The 18,734-nt window shown below is 65.7% G+C and carries 22 protein-coding genes and 1 other RNA gene; 16 read left to right on the top strand and 7 right to left on the bottom strand.

What is annotated here, in order from left to right:
• Nucleotides 1–50 precede the first annotated feature (50 nt).
• Complete coding sequence (dksA, locus tag ACUTAF_RS17180; RefSeq protein WP_445581101.1) at nucleotides 51–497, bottom strand: RNA polymerase-binding protein DksA; 447 nt, start codon at nucleotides 495–497, stop codon at nucleotides 51–53.
• Nucleotides 498–722: 225 nt separating this feature from the next.
• Between dksA and ACUTAF_RS17175 the strand changes: the two genes are divergently transcribed.
• Together ACUTAF_RS17175 and sfsA are read left to right on the top strand one after the other, a co-directional pair.
• The gene (locus tag ACUTAF_RS17175) at nucleotides 723–1,904 is read left to right on the top strand and encodes a pyridoxal phosphate-dependent aminotransferase (RefSeq protein ID WP_445581100.1); all 1,182 of its coding nucleotides are present in this window, start codon (nucleotides 723–725) and stop codon (nucleotides 1,902–1,904) included.
• Nucleotides 1,894–2,601 carry a DNA/RNA nuclease SfsA gene (gene sfsA / locus ACUTAF_RS17170; protein WP_445581099.1) on the top strand — a complete coding sequence of 236 codons (708 nt, stop codon included), beginning with the start codon at nucleotides 1,894–1,896 and terminating at the stop codon, nucleotides 2,599–2,601. The genes ACUTAF_RS17175 and sfsA overlap by 11 nt, the downstream gene beginning before the upstream one ends.
• A 63-nt stretch (nucleotides 2,602–2,664) precedes the next feature.
• On the opposite strand, the gene ACUTAF_RS17165 is transcribed toward sfsA, so the two are convergent.
• On the bottom strand, nucleotides 2,665–2,982 hold the full coding sequence (locus ACUTAF_RS17165; RefSeq protein WP_445581098.1) for a Rieske (2Fe-2S) protein: 318 nt from the start codon (nucleotides 2,980–2,982) through the stop codon (nucleotides 2,665–2,667).
• A gap of 244 nt (nucleotides 2,983–3,226) precedes the next feature.
• Between ACUTAF_RS17165 and ACUTAF_RS17160 the strand changes: the two genes are divergently transcribed.
• The 3 genes from ACUTAF_RS17160 to ACUTAF_RS17150 are packed head-to-tail and all read left to right on the top strand — an operon-like array spanning nucleotide 3,227 to nucleotide 5,877.
• Nucleotides 3,227–4,210 carry a FecCD family ABC transporter permease gene (locus tag ACUTAF_RS17160; protein ID WP_445582465.1) on the top strand — a complete coding sequence of 328 codons (984 nt, stop codon included), beginning with the start codon at nucleotides 3,227–3,229 and terminating at the stop codon, nucleotides 4,208–4,210.
• Nucleotides 4,210–4,977, top strand: coding sequence for a heme ABC transporter ATP-binding protein (locus ACUTAF_RS17155; protein ID WP_445581097.1), 768 nt, complete (start codon nucleotides 4,210–4,212; stop codon nucleotides 4,975–4,977). Before ACUTAF_RS17160 ends, ACUTAF_RS17155 begins: the two co-directional genes overlap by 1 nt.
• 15 nt (nucleotides 4,978–4,992) lie before the next feature.
• Complete coding sequence (locus tag ACUTAF_RS17150; RefSeq protein ID WP_445581096.1) at nucleotides 4,993–5,877, top strand: ChaN family lipoprotein; 885 nt, start codon at nucleotides 4,993–4,995, stop codon at nucleotides 5,875–5,877.
• A 66-nt stretch (nucleotides 5,878–5,943) separates the two neighbouring features.
• Here ACUTAF_RS17150 and ACUTAF_RS17145 read toward each other — a convergent pair whose 3' ends face one another.
• Nucleotides 5,944–6,981, bottom strand: coding sequence for an NADP(H)-dependent aldo-keto reductase (locus tag ACUTAF_RS17145; protein ID WP_445581095.1), 1,038 nt, complete (start codon nucleotides 6,979–6,981; stop codon nucleotides 5,944–5,946).
• 279 nt (nucleotides 6,982–7,260) lie between these two features.
• Here ACUTAF_RS17145 and rplM point away from each other — a divergent pair, with 279 nt between their 5' ends.
• From rplM to ACUTAF_RS17110, 7 genes are all read left to right on the top strand, one after another.
• The gene (gene rplM / locus ACUTAF_RS17140) at nucleotides 7,261–7,689 is read left to right on the top strand and encodes a 50S ribosomal protein L13 (protein WP_268178934.1); all 429 of its coding nucleotides are present in this window, start codon (nucleotides 7,261–7,263) and stop codon (nucleotides 7,687–7,689) included.
• Between the two features lie 14 nt (nucleotides 7,690–7,703).
• Nucleotides 7,704–8,096, top strand: a complete 393-nt coding sequence (gene rpsI, locus ACUTAF_RS17135) for a 30S ribosomal protein S9 (RefSeq protein WP_003242948.1) — start codon at nucleotides 7,704–7,706, stop codon at nucleotides 8,094–8,096.
• 254 nt (nucleotides 8,097–8,350) lie between these two features.
• Nucleotides 8,351–8,944, top strand: a complete 594-nt coding sequence (gene petA, locus ACUTAF_RS17130) for a ubiquinol-cytochrome c reductase iron-sulfur subunit (RefSeq protein ID WP_445581094.1) — start codon at nucleotides 8,351–8,353, stop codon at nucleotides 8,942–8,944.
• Nucleotides 8,944–10,155 (top strand): cytochrome b, encoded by a 1,212-nt coding sequence (locus tag ACUTAF_RS17125; protein WP_445581093.1) that lies wholly within the window; start codon nucleotides 8,944–8,946, stop codon nucleotides 10,153–10,155. Before petA ends, ACUTAF_RS17125 begins: the two co-directional genes overlap by 1 nt.
• Nucleotides 10,155–10,937 (top strand): cytochrome c1, encoded by a 783-nt coding sequence (locus tag ACUTAF_RS17120; protein WP_445581092.1) that lies wholly within the window; start codon nucleotides 10,155–10,157, stop codon nucleotides 10,935–10,937. Before ACUTAF_RS17125 ends, ACUTAF_RS17120 begins: the two co-directional genes overlap by 1 nt.
• Before the next feature lie 170 nt (nucleotides 10,938–11,107).
• On the top strand, nucleotides 11,108–11,725 hold the full coding sequence (locus tag ACUTAF_RS17115; protein ID WP_445581091.1) for a glutathione S-transferase N-terminal domain-containing protein: 618 nt from the start codon (nucleotides 11,108–11,110) through the stop codon (nucleotides 11,723–11,725).
• A gap of 17 nt (nucleotides 11,726–11,742) precedes the next feature.
• A complete protein-coding gene (locus tag ACUTAF_RS17110; protein ID WP_445581090.1) occupies nucleotides 11,743–12,156 on the top strand; it encodes a ClpXP protease specificity-enhancing factor in 414 nt (137 codons plus the stop codon).
• 118 nt (nucleotides 12,157–12,274) lie between these two features.
• Here ACUTAF_RS17110 and ACUTAF_RS17105 read toward each other — a convergent pair whose 3' ends face one another.
• Genes ACUTAF_RS17105 through ACUTAF_RS17090 form a run of 4 tightly spaced genes read right to left on the bottom strand, consistent with a single transcriptional unit; the run spans nucleotide 12,275 to nucleotide 15,583 of the window.
• Nucleotides 12,275–12,808 carry a BON domain-containing protein gene (locus tag ACUTAF_RS17105; protein WP_445581089.1) on the bottom strand — a complete coding sequence of 178 codons (534 nt, stop codon included), beginning with the start codon at nucleotides 12,806–12,808 and terminating at the stop codon, nucleotides 12,275–12,277.
• A complete protein-coding gene (locus ACUTAF_RS17100) occupies nucleotides 12,805–13,398 on the bottom strand; it encodes a phosphoheptose isomerase (RefSeq protein WP_445581088.1) in 594 nt (197 codons plus the stop codon). Before ACUTAF_RS17100 ends, ACUTAF_RS17105 begins: the two co-directional genes overlap by 4 nt.
• A 26-nt stretch (nucleotides 13,399–13,424) precedes the next feature.
• On the bottom strand, nucleotides 13,425–13,778 hold the full coding sequence (locus tag ACUTAF_RS17095; protein ID WP_445581087.1) for a YraN family protein: 354 nt from the start codon (nucleotides 13,776–13,778) through the stop codon (nucleotides 13,425–13,427).
• Nucleotides 13,775–15,583 (bottom strand): penicillin-binding protein activator, encoded by a 1,809-nt coding sequence (locus ACUTAF_RS17090; RefSeq protein ID WP_445581086.1) that lies wholly within the window; start codon nucleotides 15,581–15,583, stop codon nucleotides 13,775–13,777. The genes ACUTAF_RS17095 and ACUTAF_RS17090 overlap by 4 nt, the downstream gene beginning before the upstream one ends.
• An 89-nt stretch (nucleotides 15,584–15,672) precedes the next feature.
• Here ACUTAF_RS17090 and rsmI point away from each other — a divergent pair, with 89 nt between their 5' ends.
• The 4 genes from rsmI (at nucleotide 15,673) to rsmH (ending at nucleotide 18,715) form a co-directional block, all read left to right on the top strand.
• The gene (gene rsmI, locus ACUTAF_RS17085; protein ID WP_445581085.1) at nucleotides 15,673–16,572 is read left to right on the top strand and encodes a 16S rRNA (cytidine(1402)-2'-O)-methyltransferase; all 900 of its coding nucleotides are present in this window, start codon (nucleotides 15,673–15,675) and stop codon (nucleotides 16,570–16,572) included.
• A gap of 82 nt (nucleotides 16,573–16,654) precedes the next feature.
• Nucleotides 16,655–17,002: RNase P RNA component class A (gene rnpB / locus ACUTAF_RS17080), an RNA gene on the top strand.
• Between the two features lie 310 nt (nucleotides 17,003–17,312).
• Nucleotides 17,313–17,768 carry a division/cell wall cluster transcriptional repressor MraZ gene (gene mraZ, locus ACUTAF_RS17075; RefSeq protein ID WP_031303041.1) on the top strand — a complete coding sequence of 152 codons (456 nt, stop codon included), beginning with the start codon at nucleotides 17,313–17,315 and terminating at the stop codon, nucleotides 17,766–17,768.
• A gap of 2 nt (nucleotides 17,769–17,770) precedes the next feature.
• Entirely contained in the window at nucleotides 17,771–18,715 is a 945-nt protein-coding gene (rsmH, locus tag ACUTAF_RS17070; RefSeq protein WP_445581084.1) for a 16S rRNA (cytosine(1402)-N(4))-methyltransferase RsmH, read from the top strand.
• Nucleotides 18,716–18,734 lie beyond the last annotated feature (19 nt).

Raw genomic sequence — 18,734 nt, 5'->3', positions numbered from 1 at the left:
AGCGTGAAGGGCAGAAACAGAGCGGGGCGCCTAGGCGCCCCGTCGTCGGATCAGGAACCGACCTGTTTTTCCTTGATTTCCGCCAGGGTCTTGCAGTCGATGCACAGGGTGGCGGTGGGGCGGGCTTCCAGGCGGCGGATGCCGATTTCCACGCCGCAGGAGTCGCACCAGCCGTAATCGTTGTCTTCGATCAGCTGCAGGGTTTCGTCGATCTTCTTGATCAGCTTGCGCTCGCGGTCGCGGGCACGCAGTTCCAGGCTGAACTCTTCTTCCTGGCTGGCGCGGTCGGCCGGATCGGGGAAGTTGGCCGCTTCGTCCTGCATGTGGTGCACGGTACGGTCGACTTCCTGCATCAGCTCCAGCTTCCACTTGTTGAGGATGCCGGTGAAGTGAGCGCGCATCGGCTCGCTCATGTATTCCTCGCCCTTTTTTTCTTCGTAGGGCTGGAAACCGCGAACCAGGTGGCTGCTGTTCTTTGTCTTTTCTTTGGTGGGCATGGATGACCGCCTCTCACTCTCTCGAATCCACTGCGCAGGTGATGTCCTTGCCGATCGGAGTTCGGCCCTGCGGCTGCAAGCGGGCGAACTTACCAGATCGAATCAGGCCGCGCCACTCCTGGTTGTCTATGGCTGATCGACCTCGTGCACAAAACGCCGAAGCCCATCTGCCGTTTTCCTGAGCCCTGCTAGAATCCGCGCCTCGCAACCGTCCGAGGCAGGCCCATGGCTCAGCTCTACAGTGCGCGCAGCCGCGCCATCGAACCCTTTCACGTCATGGCTCTGCTGGCGCGTGCCAACGAACTGCAGGCCGCCGGCCATGACGTGATCCACCTGGAGATCGGCGAGCCGGACTTCACCACCGCCGCGCCGATCGTCCAGGCCGGCCAGGCGGCGCTCGCCGCCGGCCACACCCGCTATACCGCGGCGCGCGGCCTGCCGGCCCTGCGCCATGCCATCGCCGGCTTCTACGCCGAGCGATACCGGTTAAGCATAGACCCTGAACGCATCCTCATTACTCCCGGCGGTTCCGGTGCATTGCTGCTGGCCGCCAGCCTGCTGGTCGATCCGGGCAAGCACTGGCTGCTGGCCGACCCCGGCTATCCCTGCAATCGCCACTTCCTGCGCCTGGTCGAGGGCGCCGCGCAGCTGGTGCCGGTCGGCCCGGAGACGCGTTACCAATTGACCCCGCAGCTGGTGGAACGGCACTGGGATGCAGACAGCGTCGGCGCCCTGGTCGCCTCGCCGGCCAACCCCACCGGCACCCTGCTGCACAAGGACGAACTGGCGGCGCTGGCGACCTGCCTGAAGGCGCGCGGCGGCCATCTGGTGGTGGACGAGATCTATCACGGCCTGACCTATGGCATGGACGCCGCCAGCGTGCTGGAGGTGGACGACGATGCCTTCGTGCTCAACAGTTTCTCCAAATATTTCGGCATGACCGGTTGGCGCCTGGGTTGGCTGGTGGCGCCGGGCAATGCCGTGGCGGAGCTGGAGAAGCTGGCGCAGAACCTCTATATCAGCGCCCCAAGCATGGCCCAGTACGCCGCGCTGGCCTGTTTCGAGCCGGCCACCCTGGCCATCCTCGAGGCGCGTCGCCACGAGTTCCAGCGCCGCCGCGACTACCTGCTGCCGGCGCTGCGCGAGCTGGGTTTCGGCATCGCCGTCGAGCCCGAGGGCGCCTTCTATCTATATGCGGACATAAGCGCCTTCGGCGGCGATGCCTTCGCCTTCTGCCGGCACTTCATCGAGACCGAGCACGTGGCCTTTACCCCGGGCCTGGACTTCGGCCGCCACCAGGCCGGCCATCATGTGCGCTTCGCCTACACCCAGAGCCTGCCGCGCTTGCAGCAGGCGGTCGAGCGCATCGCCCGCGGCCTGAAGAGCTGGAACCCCGATGCGCTTTGATCCGCCGTTGGAGCAGGGCCTGCTGCTGCGCCGCTACAAGCGCTTTCTCGCCGATATCGAGACGGTCGGCGGCGAGGCGCTGACAATCCACTGCGCCAATACCGGCTCGATGCTCAACTGCATGAGCGCGGGCTGCCGGGTCTGGTTCAGTCGCTCCAGCGACCCCAAGCGCAAGCTGCCGGGCAGCTGGGAGATCAGCGAGACGCCGCAGGGGCGCCTGGCCTGCATCAATACCGCGCGCGCCAACGCGCTGGTGGAAGAGGCGCTGCGCGCCGGGCTGATCGAGGAACTGACCGGCTTCGTCGCGCTCAAGCGCGAGGTGGCCTATGGGGTGGAGAACAGCCGCGCGGATTTTCGCCTGGATTATCCGAGCGGCCCGGTATTCGTCGAGGTCAAGAGCGTCACCCTGGGTTTCGACGGCAGCGACGTGGCGGCCTTTCCCGATGCGGTGACCGCGCGCGGCGCCAGGCATCTACGCGAGCTGGCCGCGCTGGCCCGCGCCGGCGTGCGTACGGCGCTACTGTACTGCGTGAACCTTTCCGGCATTCGCGCCGTGCGCGCCGCCGAGGAGATTGACCCGCTCTACGCCGCCGGCCTGCGCGAGGCGCGGGCGGCCGGGGTCGAAGTGCTGGCCTACGGCGCCGAACTCAGCCCGCACGGCATCGCCCTGGTGCGGCGGCTGCAGGTGCTGGCGTAGCGCGCCGCGCGCCAGCGCCATCGGAACTGGCGGGTGCGCGCGGCCTGGGCGGTGCCGCGAGATCTATGGGGTGATCCAGATGCCCTCGGCATCCTCACCGCACTCAACGGCCTGTAGCCGCTGCCCGGCGCAGGGGCCGGCGACGCATTCACCGGAGTCGATGAGAAACAGTGCGCCATGGGTCGCGCACTGGATCAGGCTGCCGCTGTCGTCGAGGAAGCGATCGGCCTGCCATTCCAGGGGCGCGCCGCGATGCGGGCAGCGGTTGAAATAGACGTGCACCCGGCCGTCCCTGCGCACGGCGAGCAGGTTCAGCGTTTCGACGAGAAAGCCCCGGCTCTGGCCCTCGGCCAGCTCGCCCGGGGCGCATAGACGGATCATCGCGGCCTCCAGTGATGCGGCGGATTATCCCGCAGCCGTAGCGCGGGCGCACCCCTGCGAGTCGGTTCGCAGCGCAAGTCGAACCCTACGCCGTTGCCCGGTGGGCTGCTGGCGCAGATGTTTCAGGGCTGGTCGAGCCGGCTGTGGCCTTCTATCCTTTCGGGCTCGCTCTGGCCGACGACACCGACCGATGACTCCTCAATTCCGCGCGCGCCCTCTGCTGCTGGCATTGGGCGCCCTGTTGCTGCTGGCGATCTGGCTGTCGCTGGCCCTGGGGCCGGTCAGTCTGCCGCTGGGCGATACGCTGTACGCCGCGCTGCGCCTGCTGGGGCTACCCCTTGAGGTGGGCGGGGCGCAACAGGCCGAGCTGATCCTCGGTCAGATCCGCCTGCCGCGTACCCTGCTCGGCCTCTGCGTTGGGGCGGTGCTGGCGCTTTCCGGGGTGGCCATGCAGGGGCTGTTTCGCAACCCGCTGGCCGACCCCGGGCTGGTCGGCGTGTCCGGCGGCGCGGCGTTGGGGGCCGCTGTCGCGATAGTCGGCGGCGCCATGCTCGGCGGCATCCCTCCGTTCTGGGCGCCTTACCTGCTGTCGCTGTGCGCCTTCGGCGGCGGGCTGCTGGTGACCGTGCTGGTGTATCGCCTCGGTCGACGCGATGGCCAGACCCATGTCGCCACCATGCTGCTGGCCGGCGTGGCGCTGACCGCCATGTCCGGCGCCGGGGTCGGCCTGTTCACCTACCTGGCCGACGACGCCACGCTGCGCAGCCTGACCTTCTGGAACCTGGGCAGCCTCAACGGCGCCAGCTATCCGCGCTTGTGGCCCCTGCTGCTGGTCACGCTGGCGGTGGCGCTGTGGCTGCCGCGGCGGGCTGCGGCGCTCAATGCGCTGCTGCTGGGCGAGTCGGAGGCGCGTCACCTGGGGTTCGATGTCGAGCGACTGAAGCTGGAACTGGTGCTGTGCACCGCCCTCGGCGTCGGCGCGGCGGTGGCCGCAGCCGGGTTGATCGGTTTCATCGGCCTGGTGGTGCCGCATCTGATGCGCCTGCTGGTCGGCCCCGATCATCGCGTGCTGCTGCCGGCCTCGTTGCTGGCCGGGGCCAGCCTGCTGCTGCTGGCCGATCTGGCCGCGCGCCTGCTGCTGACACCGGCGGAGCTGCCGATCGGCATCGTCACGGCGCTGATCGGTGCGCCGTTCTTCCTTTATCTGCTGGTGCGGGGACGGGCCTGATGCTGTGTGCGGAAAGTCTCAGCGTGCGGCGCGGTGCCGCGGTGGTTCTGGCAGGCATTGAGCTGTCACTGCAGCCCGGTGAGGTGCTCGGCGTGCTCGGTCCCAACGGCGCCGGCAAGAGCACGCTGCTGGGCGCCCTGAGTGGCGAGCTGCGGGCCGATGACGGCCGCGTCACGCTCGACCAGCGTGCGCTGGCTACCTGGCCGGGCCGGGAACGGGCGCGGCGCCTGGCGGTATTGCCGCAGAGCTCGACGCTGAGCTTCTCCTTCGCCGTGCGCGAGGTGGTGGCCATGGGGCGTCTGCCGCACGCCAGCGGGCGGCTGCGCGACGGGCAGGTCGTCGAGCTGGCGCTGCGTGCCGCGGACGTCGCGCACCTCGCCGGGCGCAGCTACCTGGCGCTGTCTGCCGGCGAGCGCCAGCGCGTGCACCTGGCGCGCGTGCTGGCGCAGTTGTGGCCGGGCGAGGCAGGGCAGAACCTGCTGCTCGACGAGCCGACCTCGGCGCTCGATCCACTGCATCAGCACACCACGCTGCAGGCGGTGCGCGAATTCGCCGGGCAGGGCGCGGCAGTGCTGGTGGTCCTCCACGACCTCAACCTGGCCGCGCGCTACTGCGACCGTATACTCCTGCTGCGACAGGGGCGTGCGCATGCGCTGGGGACGCCCGAGGTGGTGCTGCAGGCAGCCCCGTTGCGCGAGGTGTTCGGTCTGGAAGTGCTGATCCAGCGTCATCCCGAGCGCGGCCATCCGCTGATCGTGGCGCGCTGAAACTCCGGGGGTGTCATGCGAATCCTGCTGCTGTGCGCTATCTGTCTGCTCGTGGCCTGCCAGGCCCGCGAGGTCGCCCCGCTGCCCGTGCCGCTCGCGCCGGTGGGGCGCGAGCATGCCGACTTCGGGCGCATCCTTGAACTGGCCAGTGGGCGGCCGATCAGTCCGCGGCAACTGGTCGAGCGCCTGGCGCAGGCCGGGCGCGTGTTGGTCGGCGAGCAGCACGACAATCCCGACCACCATGCCCTGCAACTGTGGCTCTCGCGCGAGCTGTCGCGGCGTCGCCCGCAGGGCAGCGTGCTGATGGAAATGCTCGATCCCGGCCAGCAGGAGCGGGTCGCCGCGGCGCAGATCGCCAGTCGCGCCGGCCGGGCGCTCGGCGATCCGTTCGCGGCCCTGGCCTGGCAGCCGGGCTGGGATTGGTCGCTGTACGGCCCCCTGGTGCTGTACCAGTTGCGTCAGCCCCATCCGTTGCTGGCGGCCAATCTGGAACGCAGCGAGGTTCTGCGGATCTACCGGCAGCGACCGGCTCTGCGTGGCGAGCGTTCCACGGCGGCTGTCGTGCGGGGCAGCCTGCTGGAGGATATCCGCCGGTCGCATTGCGGTCTGCTGCCGGACAGTCAACTGCCGGCGATGCTCGCGGTGCAGCAACAGCGTGATCGGCGCATGGCCGAGGCGCTGCTGGCGGCGCCGAAGCCGAGCCTGCTGCTGGCCGGCGCCTTTCACGTGCGCAAGGATCTCGGCGTGCCGCTGCACCTGGCCGATCTCGACGCGGGGCAGGGGCAGGCGGTACTGATTCTGGCCGAGGTCGGTCGCCGGGTCGACGCCGGCATGGCCGACTACGTCTGGTTCACCGCGGCGCAGCCGGAGCAGGATCACTGCGCCGAGCTGCGTCGTTAATCGTCCCCGCCGGCTGCGCCGTCGCTCCACGGAACGTCTTCGCAGGGCCGGCGAGTGCAGTGTGAGTCAGGGAGCCGGGTTGGGTTGCCCCTTGTGGATTGCCTCGATGCCGGCCAGCACTTCCTGCGACAGTTTCAGCTCGGAGCTGGCCAGGTTGCTGTCGAGCTGCTGCAGGTTGGTGGCGCCGATGATGTTGCTGGTGACGAAGGGCTGGGCGGTGACGAAGGCCAGCGCCATCTGCGCCGGATCCAGCCCATGTTCGCGGGCCAGGGCGACATAGCGCGAGCAGGCCGCCTCCGACTGCGGGTTGGTGTAGCGGGCGAAGCGGCTGAACAGGCTGATGCGCGCGCCGGCCGGCCGCGCGCCGCCCTCGTACTTGCCGCTGAGCATGCCGAACGCCAGTGGCGAATAGGCCAGCAGGCCGCACTGCTCGCGGATCGCCACCTCGGCCAGGCCCACCTCGAAGCTGCGGTTGAGCAGGTTGTAGGGGTTCTGGATCGACACCGCGCGCGGCCAGCCGCGAGTCTCTGCCAGCTGCAGGAACTTCATGGCGCCCCAGGGCGTTTCGTTGGATAGGCCGACATGGCGGATCTTGCCGGCCTTGACCTGCTCGTCGAGTACTTGAAGGGTTTCTTCCAGCGGGGTGAAGTCCGCTTCCTGGTGGCGATAGCCGAGCTGGCCGAAGAAGTTGGTCGGGCGCTCGGGCCAGTGCAGCTGATACAGATCGATCCAGTCGGTCTGCAGGCGTTTCAGGCTGGCATCCAGGGCCGCGACTATGTGGGCGCGATTGAACTTCAGGTTGCCACCGCGGATATGGTCGATGCCGTTGCCGGGGCCGGCGATCTTGCTCGCCAGAATCCAGTCTGCGCGGTCGCCACGCTGCCTGAAGTAGCTGCCGATGATCTGTTCGGTGCGGCTGTAGGTCTCGGCGCGCGGCGGTACCGGGTACATCTCGGCGGTGTCGATGAAGTTGACGCCGCAGGCCTTGGCACGCTCGATCTGGGCATGGCCTTCGCTCTCGCTGTTCTGCTCGCCCCAGGTCATGCTGCCCAGGCAGATGGCGCTGACCTTGAGGTCGGTGCGACCCAGCTGACGGTATTCCATGACGGTCTCCTTAATTGCGCAGCGGGAAAAGGGCTTCATCAAAGCAGGTTGCTATTTTCACCGCAATCGGCATAATTCCGCGGCTCTCGACGCGGGAACGCCTAGCTCGCCGACAGAGAAGGTGGGGATGCCTAGCCCGCCGAACCCCCCGCCGTGGCGGACGCGCTGACCCGAGCCCCCGATAGCGTCTGTTTCCGGCCGTCTTTGACTTGTCAAAGCAAGCACTATTCAGTAAGATCCGCCGTCTTATTTTCAGGGCGGCCCCTGAGGCTATAGCGAATGAAGACTTTTACTGCAAAACCGGAAACTGTTAAGCGCGACTGGTACGTGGTCGACGCTGCAGGTCAGACCCTGGGTCGTCTGGCCACCGAAATCGCCAGCCGTCTGCGCGGCAAGCACAAGCCGGAATACACCCCGCACGTTGACACCGGCGACTACATCGTCGTGATCAATGCCGAGCAGGTGCGTGTCACCGGCGCCAAGGCCAGCGACAAGAAGTACTACTCCCACTCCGGTTTCCCGGGCGGCATCAAAGAGATCAACTTCGAGAAGTTGATCGCTCGTGCTCCTGAGCGCGTGATCGAGACCGCGGTCAAAGGCATGCTGCCGAAGAACCCGCTGGGTCGCGACATGTACCGTAAGCTGAAGGTGTACAAGGGTGCCGCTCACCCGCACACCGCTCAGCAGCCCCAAGAACTGAAGATTTGACGGAATAGTCCATTATGTCGGCGACTCAAAACTACGGCACTGGCCGTCGCAAGACCGCAACCGCGCGCGTATTCCTGCGTCCGGGCACCGGTAACATCTCCATCAACAATCGCAGCCTGGATACCTTCTTCGGCCGCGAGACCGCTCGCATGGTCGTGCGTCAGCCGCTGGAGCTGACCGAGACCACCGAGAAGTTCGACATCTACGTTACCGTTATCGGTGGCGGTGTCAGTGGCCAGGCCGGTGCCATCCGTCACGGCATCACCCGCGCCCTGATCGAGTATGACGAGACCCTGCGCAGCCCGCTGCGTAAGGCCGGTTACGTCACTCGCGACGCCCGTGAAGTCGAGCGTAAGAAAGTTGGTCTGCGCAAGGCGCGTAAGCGTCCGCAGTACTCCAAGCGTTAATTCGCTGGCACTTTCGAAAGACGCCCAGTTTCCTCGCGGAACTGGGCGTTTTTTATGGGCGTGGAAATTTGCTGCGACAACGTGCCGCAGTCGCGCAGGCCGCGTGCGGCAAGGCTTTCGCCCTTCTTCGAGGGGGTAATTACCTTGTCAGAAAAGGGGCTTTTCTTTACCATTTGGCGAATTTTTTGCGCGGCCCGATTTTTACTTAGTAAAGGCCTGAACAACAGGCCACAAAGCTGATGGGAGACGACTGAATGAGCAATGACGGCGTGAATGCAGGCCGACGTCGCTTCCTGGTGGCAGCCACTTCCGTGGTGGGTGCTGCTGGAGCGGTAGGTGCTGCGACTCCGTTCGTGGGGTCATGGTTCCCCAGTGCCAAGGCCAAGGCGGCCGGTGCACCGGTGAAGGTGAACGTCAGCAAGATCGAGGCGGGTCAGCAGATGGTTGCTGAGTGGCGCGGTCAGCCGGTGTTCGTCGTGCGCCGTACCGAGGAGATCCTGGCCAACCTGACCAAGATCGAAGGCAGTGTGGCCGATCCCGCGTCTGCCGCTTCGGTGCAGCCGGAATACGTCGACAAGAAGACCCGCTCGATCAAGCCCGAACTGCTGGTGCTGGTCGGTCTGTGCACCCACCTGGGTTGTGCGCCGTCCTTCCGTCCGGAAGTCGCGCCGGCGGACCTCGGTGCGGATTGGGTCGGTGGCTATTTCTGCCCCTGCCACGGTTCCCGCTACGACATGGCCGGTCGCGTCTACAAGGCTCAGCCCGCACCGCTCAACCTGCCGGTGCCGCCGCACACCTACGAGACGGATGATGTGATCATCATCGGTGTGGACCAGGAGAACGCTTGATGAGCAAATTCATGGAATGGGTGGATGCACGCTTCCCCGCCACCAAGATGTGGGAAGACCATCTGTCCAAGTACTACGCGCCGAAGAACTTCAACTTCTTCTATTTCTTCGGCTCCCTGGCGCTGCTGGTACTGGTCAATCAGATCCTCACCGGCATCTGGCTGACCATGAGCTTCGAGCCTTCGGCCGAAGGCGCCTTCGCCTCCGTCGAGTACATCATGCGTGACGTCGAGTACGGCTGGATCCTGCGCTACCTGCACTCCACCGGCGCCTCGGCATTCTTCGTGGTGGTCTACCTGCACATGTTCCGCGGCCTGCTCTACGGCTCCTACCAGAAGCCGCGCGAGCTGGTATGGATCTTCGGCATGCTGATCTACCTGTGCCTGATGGCAGAAGCCTTCATGGGTTACCTGCTGCCCTGGGGCCAGATGTCCTACTGGGGCGCCCAGGTGATCATCTCGCTGTTCGGTGCCATCCCGGTGATCGGCGATGACCTGACCCAGTGGATCCGTGGTGACTACCTGATTTCCGGCATCACCCTGAACCGCTTCTTCGCCCTGCACGTGATCGCCCTGCCGATCGTCCTGCTCGGTCTGGTGGTGCTGCACATCCTGGCGCTGCACGAAGTCGGCTCGAACAACCCGGACGGCGTTGACATCAAGAAGAAGAAGGACGAGAACGGTGTGCCGCTGGACGGCATCGCCTTCCATCCCTACTACACCGTGAAAGATATCGTCGGCGTGGTGGTATTCCTCTTCGTGTTTTGCTTCGTGGTGTTCTTCTTCCCGGAAATGGGCGGTTACTTCCTGGAGAAGCCCAACTTCGAAGAAGCCAATGCGCTGAAAACACCTGCGCACATCGCGCCGGTCTGGTACTTCACCCCCTTCTACGCGATCCTGCGTGCGGTGCCGGACAAGCTGCTGGGCGTGATCGCCATGGGCGCGGCCATCGCGGTGCTGTTCGTCCTGCCCTGGCTGGACCGTAGCCCGGTCAAGTCCATGCGCTACAAGGGCTGGCTGAGCAAGATCTGGCTGGTGATCTTCTGCATCTCCTTCGTCATCCTCGGCGTACTGGGCGTGCTGGCGCCGACCCCGGGTCGTACCCTGCTGTCGCAGGTGTGCACTGCCCTGTACTTCGCGTACTTCATCCTGATGCCGTTCTACACCAGGATGGAGAAGACCAAACCGGTTCCGGAAAGGGTGACTGGCTGATGAAAAAGCTATTTGCTGCATTTGTTCTCGCTGCACTGCCGGCGCTGACTTTCGCCGCCGGCGGTGAAGATGTGCACTTGGACAAGGTCGATATCGACCTGACCGACAAGGCCGCCATGCAGGATGGCGCGCGTACCTTCGCCAACTACTGCATGGGCTGCCACTCGGCCAAGTTCCAGCGTTACGAGCGGGTCGCCGATGACCTCGGCATTCCGCACGAGATCATGCTGGACAACCTGGTGTTCAACGACGCCAAGATCGGCGACCACATGAAGATCGGCATGAAGCCCGAAGACGCCAAGGCCTGGTTCGGCGCGGCGCCGCCCGACCTGACCCTGGTCGCCCGCGTGCGTGGCACCGACTGGCTGTACACCTACCTGCGCACCTTCTATGCGGATCCGAGTCGTCCGCTGGGCGCTAACAACAAGGTCTTCCCCAACGTCGGCATGCCCAACGTGCTGGTTGGCCTGCAGGGCAACCAGGTGATCGGTTGCAAGCAGGTTCAGGTCGTCACCGACGGTAAGAAGCAGTTCGACCCGCTGACCGGTGCGCCGATCACTCACGAGGCCTGCGACCAGCTGACCGTCGAGCCGAACACCGGCACCCTGAGCGAGGCCGAGTTCGACGAGAAGATCAAGAACCTGGTGACCTTCCTGGCCTACTCGGCCAACCCGGTCAAGCTGGAGTCCCAGCGCATCGGCACCTACGTGCTGCTGTACCTGGCGTTCTTCTTCGTGTTCGCCTACCTGCTCAAGCGCGAGTACTGGAAGGACGTGCATTAAGTCGCTCCCGCTCTGCGTTCAAACCTGCGCGCCCTGATGGGCGCGCAGGTTTTTCTGCCCTGCCATCCCTGGCGGCCGCCCCTGCGAGGGGCGTCGCAGGCGACATCGAAAATTGCTCCGGCAATTTTTCCGTGCATCTGAGAAACCCAAGAAACGCGAGGAGGATCGCCATGGCGGTGACCAATAGGTTGACCTGCTACTCCGACCCCGTCGACCACTATTCCCATCGCGTGCGTCTGGTGCTCGCCGAGAAAGGTGTCAGCGTCGAGATCGTCGATGTCGAACTGGGCCGTTGCCCGCCCAAGCTGGCGGAGCTCAACCCCTATGGCAGCGTACCGACCCTGGTCGATCGCGACCTGGCCCTGTACGAATCGTCCGTGGTGATGGAATATCTGGACGAGCGTTATCCGCATCCGCCGCTGTTGCCGGTTTATCCGGTGGCGCGCGCCAACAGTCGTCTGCTGATGCATCGTATCCAGCGCGACTGGTGTGTCCTGGTCGACCGCATTCTCGACAAGCGCAGCAAGGAGGCCGAGCGTCAGCAGGCGCGCAAGGAGCTGCGCGAGAGTCTGACCGGCGTGTCGCCGCTGTTCGAAGGCAGGCCGTTCTTCCTCAGTGACGAGTTGAGCCTGGTGGATTGCTGTTTACTGCCGATACTCTGGCGCTTACCGCAGCTGGGGATCGAGCTGCCGCGGCCGGCCAAGCCGCTGCTCGACTACATGGAGCGTCAGTTCGCCCGCGAGGCCTTTCAGGCCAGTCTGTCCGCCGCTGAGCGCGAGATGCGCTGAGGCGCGAGGAGGAAAACATGAATTCCAGCCGTCCCTACCTGGTGCGTGCCCTGTACGAGTGGATAGTCGACAACGACTGCACCCCGCACCTGCTGGTCAATGCCGAATACCCCGGGGTGCAGGTGCCGCCTGGCTTCGCCAGCGATGGTCAGATCGTGCTCAACGCCTCGCCCGGCGCGGTGCGTCATCTGCACATGGACAACCAGGCGGTGAGTTTCGAGGGGCGTTTCGGTGGCGTTGCCCATAGCCTGTACATCCCGGCCGCGGCGATCATGGCGATCTATGCGCGCGAGAATGGCCAGGGCATGGTCTTCGATATGGAATCGCCGCCAGAGGACGACGAGGATGGGCAGGGGCCGGACGACGACGGCCCGTCCGGCGGCGAGCCGCCGCGTCCCGGCGGTCGGCCCAGCCTGAAGGTGGTCAAGTAGGGCTGGAGCAAGCTTCGAGCCGTCAGCAAGGGCAGGAGCGGATGCTGCACCAACGAAAACGGGCGCCAGTGGGCGCCCGTTTTCGTTGGCAGATTGAGGCTCGCGGCTTGCCGCTGTCTCAGTTGGTGTACTCGAACAGTCGCACCACCTTCTGTACCCCGGACACGCCCTGCACCACGCGGGTGGCGGCGTTGGCTTCCTCGCGGGTCACCAGGCCGAGCAGGTAGACGATGCCGTTTTCGGTGACCACCTTGATCCGCGTACTCGGCACCGTGGCGTCGGCGAGCATCTGGGTCTTGATCTTGGTGGTCAGCAGCGAGTCGTTGCTGCGTGCCAGCAGCGAGGCCGGTTGCTGGACCTGCAGCTCGTTGTAGACCTTCTTCACCCCCTGCACGCGGCGCGCGGTCTGCGCGGCGGTTTCCTTCAGCTCGCTGCGCGGCGTCTGGCCGGCCAGCAGGATCACGCCGTTGTAGCTGGTGACCAGGATGCGCGAGGTGGGGCTGGCCAGGTCGGCGTGGGCCTTGCTGATCTGCGAGGCAACGTCCGGGCCGAGGAACTGGTCGTCGATCTTGTTGCCGATGCTGCGGCTACCGCAACCGGCCAGGGTCAGGGTAACGGCCAGGGCGGCCAGAATCAGGGCGGAACGCTTCATTCTTCACTCCCAAACAATTGACTGTCGATCAGGTCGCACAGGCAGTGGATGGCCAGCAGGTGGACCTCCTGGATGCGTGCGGTGACTTTGGCCGGGACGCGGATCTCCACATCTTCCGGCAGCAGCAGCGAGGCCATGCCACCGCCGTCGCGGCCGGTAAGCGCGACCACGGTCATCTCGCGATCATGCGCGGCCTGGATGGCCTGGATGACGTTGGCCGAATTGCCACTGGTGGAAATCGCCAGCAGCACGTCGCCGGGTTGGCCGAGGGCACGGATCTGCTTGGAGAACACCTCGTTGTAGCTGTAGTCGTTGGCGATCGAGGTGATGGTCGAGCTGTCGGTGGTCAGGGCGATGGCCGGCAGGCTGGGGCGTTCGCGCTCGAAGCGGTTGAGCAGCTCGGAGGAAAAGTGCTGAGCGTCGCCGGCCGAACCGCCGTTGCCGCAGGAGAGAATCTTGCCCTCGTTGAGCAGGGCCTGGACCATCACCAGGCTGGCGTGCTCGATGTAGGGAATCAGGACTTCCATGGCCTGTTGCTTGGTGTCGATGCTGGCTTGGAATAGCTGGCGGATTCGGGATTGCATGTCCATCGGTTAGAACCTTGAGTGTGCGGCGGTCAGGCCTCGAAGGCATTCTGGATCCAGTCGAGGTGTGCGCCGCCGGTGATGGCGACCACGTCGAAGCGGCAGGGGTGGCGGGCCCAGCGCGAGTGCTGCTGGAGGAACAGCTCGGCGGCCATGATCAGCTTGCCGCGCTTGCGTGCATCGACGCTCTCCAGGGCGCCGCCCCAGGCACTGTAACGGCGGGCGCGGACTTCGACGAATACTACTGTATCGCCGTCGAGCATGACCAGATCGAGCTCGCCACGACGGCACGCCCAGTTCTGTTCGATCAGCCGCAAGCCGTTGCGTTCCAGGTGCTGCCGGGCTGCCTGTTCGGCGGCCCGACCCAGATCGTTGTGTGCGCTCAATTAAGGATGTCGGGCAGGCGCTGGACCTGGCCGCCACGGAACTCGGCCCAGGGCAGCTGGCGTTCCACGCGCTGCGCGGCGTTCAGGCTGAGGCTGCCGGAGAGGCCGTCGATGCGTGTCTCCGGAAGTGCCTTGAGCTGTCCCAGGCGCGGCGCCAGGCGATAGGCATCGACACCCATGGCATACAGCCGGCCGAGGCTGCCGGCGGCCTGAGGCCACTGGCTGCTGACCTGCTCGCGCAGCGGCGCATGGGTATCGAGCAGCCAGGGGGTTTCGCAGAAGCGGATGCCTTCCAGATCCTGGTACTGTGCCTGGCTGTGGGTGCCGGTGAACAGGTGCGAGGTGGCGTACACCGGCACGTCGCCGGCGTACTGGAAGGCCAGGGTAGGCTTGATCTGCTGCGCCTGTTGCGGCGTGGCGGCGAGGAAGATGAAGTCGATGTCCTGACGCCGCGCCGGCTGCGCGTCGAGACTGGTGCCGAGGGTGTTCTGCAGGCGGCGGGCGCGGGCTTCGCTTTCGCGCAGCTGGAACAGGTCGGCGATCTGGCGCGCCAGTTCCACCGGTTGTTCGACGTGTTCGGCGGCGATCAGGCTGCCGCCCTGGGCCTGCCAGCTTTGGCGGAAGGCGTCTAGCACGCGGTCGCCCCAGTCGCCGCGAGGCACCAGGGCCACGGCGCGGCGCATGCCGTCGTCCCAGGCGCGACGGGCCACTTCACGGGCTTCGTCTTCGGCGGCGAGGCCGAACTGGAACAGCTGGGACGGGCCTTCCTGACCGGCGTCGCCGTAGTTCAACGCCAGGGTGGTGATGGGCAGCTGCTCGTAGCCGCTGAGCTGTTTGACCAGTGGTTTTTCCAGCGGACCTACCACCAGCTGCACGCCGTCGGCCTGGGCCTGCTGGTAGAAAGCGTCCAGCGAGCCGATGCGCGCGCTGTCGTAAAGCTGGATCTGCGGCGGGTTCTGTCCGGCCTGCTGGGCTTCGTAGTGGGCGGCGAGGAAACCGTCGCGCAGGGCGCGGGCGACGCTGGCCAGTTGACCTTCCTGCGGCAGCAGCAGGGCGATGCGCTGCAGCGGCTGGCTGGCCAGCTCGCGCAGCTTGCCGAGCGCCTCGGGCAGTTGTGCGGCGGCGGGGTGCTGGGGGTTGCGCGCGACCCATTGGTCGATGGCGGCCTGCTGCTGATCGAGCGTAGCGCCACCCTGGACCGCACGCGCCAACTCCAGCCAGCCGGCCAGGTCGTTGTCGGCGCCGGCCGAGGCCTGCGGTGGCAGGCTGGAAACCAGCTCCCAGATGCTCTCGTGGTTGTCGCGGGCGGCCTGGCCGCTGAGCAGTGGGGCGATGAACACCCGTTCGCGGGCGGCCGCCAGAGCCTGGTCGGTGGCTTCCAGCGCGCGCGCCCGGACCAGTTGGGTACGGATCTGCTGCTCCACCGGCAGCTCGGCCAGGCGTTCCAGGCTGGGGTGTTGCAACGCGCGCAGGGCGCTCTTGGGCTGCTGGCGAGCCATCGCCAGTTCGGCGTCCAGGGTGCTGGCGAAAATCTGCTGCGCGGGCTGCAGGCTGGCGATATCGATCTGCTCGCGGATGCGCGCGGCGCGGGCGATGTCCTTCTGGCGGTAGGCCTGATCGGCGGCAGACAGGCGCAGCAGGGCGGCCTGCTCCGGCTTGCTTTCGGCAGCCTGCTGGAGCATCTGCTCGATGCTGGCCTGTGGCGTGCGCGGCAGCTGGCCCAGGGTATCGGAGGGCAAGCTGGCGCAGGCGGCGAGCAAGCCGGCCAGGCAAAGGGCGGAAAGGGGGCGCAGGCTAGCGATCATCGGGTCATCCTGATTCTTGAGCAAATCAAGCGGCGATTGTACCCAAGGCCCGCAGCGGGTGCGATGTCACCTGGGCGGAACCGGCTAGAATGAGCGCTCTTTCAATAAATGAGGTGCGTCCAGTGAGTCATTTATCCGATACCGGTGTTCAGCCAGGCACCCTTTACGTGGTCGCCACACCGATCGGCAATCTGGATGACATCGGCGCCCGCGCCCTGCGCATTCTGCGCGAGGTGGCGCTGATTGCCGCCGAGGACACCCGCCATTCGGCGCGCCTGCTGCAGCATTTCGGCATCCAAACGCCGCTGGCGGCCTGCCATGAGCACAACGAGCGCGAGCAGGGCGGGCGCTTCCTTGCGCGTCTGCAGGGGGGCGAGGACGTGGCGCTGATCTCCGATGCGGGCACGCCGTTGATCTCCGACCCCGGCTATCACCTGGTACGCCAGGCGCGTGCCGCCGGCTTTGCGGTGGTGCCGGTGCCGGGCGCTTGCGCGCTTATCGCCGCGCTGTCGGCCGCCGGCCTGCCGTCGGATCGCTTCATCTTCGAAGGTTTCCTGCCGGCCAAGGCCGCCGGGCGCCGCGCGCGCCTGGAGCAGGTGCGCGAAGAACCGCGCACGCTGATCTTCTACGAGGCGCCGCACCGCATCCTCGAATGCCTAGAGGACATGCGCGCGGTGTTCGGCGACGAGCGTCCGGCGCTGCTGGCGCGCGAGCTGACCAAGACCTTCGAGACCCTCAAGGGTCTGCCCCTGGCCGAGCTGTGCGCCTGGGTGGCCGGCGACAGCAATCAGCAGCGCGGCGAATGCGTGGTGCTGGTGGCCGGCTGGCAGGCGCCGGAAGGCGAGGAGGCGGTCAGCGCCGAGGCGTTGCGGGTGCTCGACCTGTTGCTGGCGGAAATGCCGCTCAAGCGCGCGGCGGCGCTGGCGGCCGAGATCACCGGGGTGCGCAAGAACCTGCTCTACCAGGTGGCTCTGGAGCGCCAGGGGTAAGTGGCGAGCCGGGAGCTGCGGTGGCGGCTTTTGTCTGCTGCGTGTGGCTTGCGGCTTGCGGCTTTGATACCCTTGCCGGCGGAGAGTCGATCGGGCAGTCGCTGCCTTCGCAAGAAGGGGGAGGAAAGTCCGGGCTCCATAGGGCGGAGTGCCAGGTAACGCCTGGGAGGCGCGAGCCTACGGAAAGTGCCACAGAAAACAACCGCCTAAGCACGCAAGTGCCGGTAAGGGTGAAAAGGTGCGGTAAGAGCGCACCGCACGGCTGGCAACAGTCCGTGGCTAGGTAAACCCCACTCGGAGCAAGACCAAATAGGGTTCCATTGGCGTGGCCCGCGCTGGAACCGGGTAGGTTGCTAAAGGCGTGCAGTGATGTACGTCGTAGAGGAATGACTGTCCTCGACAGAACCCGGCTTACAGATCGACTCTCCCCCCCCTTTCTTCCTCGATTTGCGCTTCTATTCCCCGCTCGTCTGATACCGAAAAAATCTTACTCTTAAGAAATTACTTTAAGTTCGATTTTCAGCTGGCTGGATTGGCTGGATATTGTGCGCAAGTTGTCGGTTCCGGCATCGCGTCTTCCCTCGCTTTCGTTCGCTAAATCTCCGTCCTGTAAGGATTTTTCCCTTCCGGCGCGCCTTGACGGTGGGGCATACGCATTCCTATAGTGTGCGCAAGTGGTGGGAAGTGGCATGAAGTGGGTTTTTTTGGGCATGGAAAGCTAATTACAGGGGAACGCAGCCGTGTTTCGCGGAGCTAACGCCATCAGTCTCGACGCCAAAGGGCGCCTCGCGATGCCGAGTCGGTATCGCGACGAGCTCGTTTCGCGTTGTGCCGGCCAGCTCATCGTCACCATCGATGCCGTCGACCCCTGCCTTTGCGTCTACCCGCTGGCCGAATGGGAGCTGATCGAGAACAAGCTGCGCGAGCTGGCCTCCTTTCGTGAGGAGAACCGCCGCCTGCAGCGTCTGCTGATCGGTAACGCGGTCGACCTCGAGCTCGATGCCAGTGGTCGTTTCCTGGTGCCGCCGCGCCTGCGCGAGTACGCCAAGCTGGACAAGCGGGCGATGCTCGTTGGCCAGCTGAACAAGTTTCAACTCTGGGACGAAGATACCTGGAACGCCGTAGCCGAAGCCGATCTGGCCGCTATCAAGCAGCCCGGCGCCCTTTCCGATGACTTGCGTGACCTGATCCTGTGACCATGACCGATAGCAGCTTTCGCCATATTACCGTGCTGCTCGACGAAGCCGTCGAGGGGCTCGCCGTGCGCGCAGGCGGCTGCTACCTCGACGGCACCTTCGGTCGTGGAGGACACAGTCGGTTGATATTGCAGCGGCTCGGGCCAGACGGGCGGCTGCTGGGGTTCGACAAAGACCCCCTGGCAATAGCCACCGGGGAAGCATTGGCGGCCGAAGACGGCCGCTTTGTCGTTGTGCAGCGCAGTTTTGCGGAACTCGGCGAGGAAGTTGCTGTCCGTGGCCTTTCCGGCAAGGTCGCCGGCATCCTGCTGGATCTCGGCGTGTCCTCGCCGCAGCTGGACGATCCACTGCGCGGCTTCAGCTTTCTCAATGACGGCCCGCTGGATATGCGCATGAATCCCGCAGTGGGTGTCAGTGCGGCGGACTGGATCGCCACGGCCGCCGAAGACGAGATCGCCCGCGTGCTCAAGGACTACGGCGAAGAGCGATTCGCCAAGCGCATGGCGCGAGCCGTGGTGCAGCGCCGCGAGCAGCAGCCCTTTACCCGCACCGCCGACCTGGCAAAGGTGCTGACCGATGCCAACCCGGCCTGGGAGAAGGGCAAGAACCCGGCGACCCGCGCCTTTCAGGGCATCCGCATTCACGTCAACAACGAGCTGGGTGACCTCGAGCGCGGCCTCGATGCAGCGCTGGAGGCGTTGGAGGTCGGCGGTCGCCTGGTGGTGATCAGCTTCCACTCGCTGGAAGACCGCATCGTCAAACAGTTCATGAAGCGCCAGGCCAAGGGCGAGGCGGACAAGTTGCCGCGCGATTTGCCGATCATCCCCAAGGCCTTCGAGCCGCGTCTGAAGCTGATCGGCAAACCGGTCTTCGCCGGCGAGGCGGAGCTCAAGGCCAACCCGCGCTCGCGCAGCGCGGTAATGCGCGTCGCGGAGAAGCTGCGGTGAGTCCGCGCCTCGGCAAGTC

This window comes from Pseudomonas sp. SP16.1 (assembly GCF_052682975.1).
The sequence above is the reverse complement of the archived record's forward strand: the minus strand, read 5'-3'. Positions and strand labels throughout refer to the sequence as shown.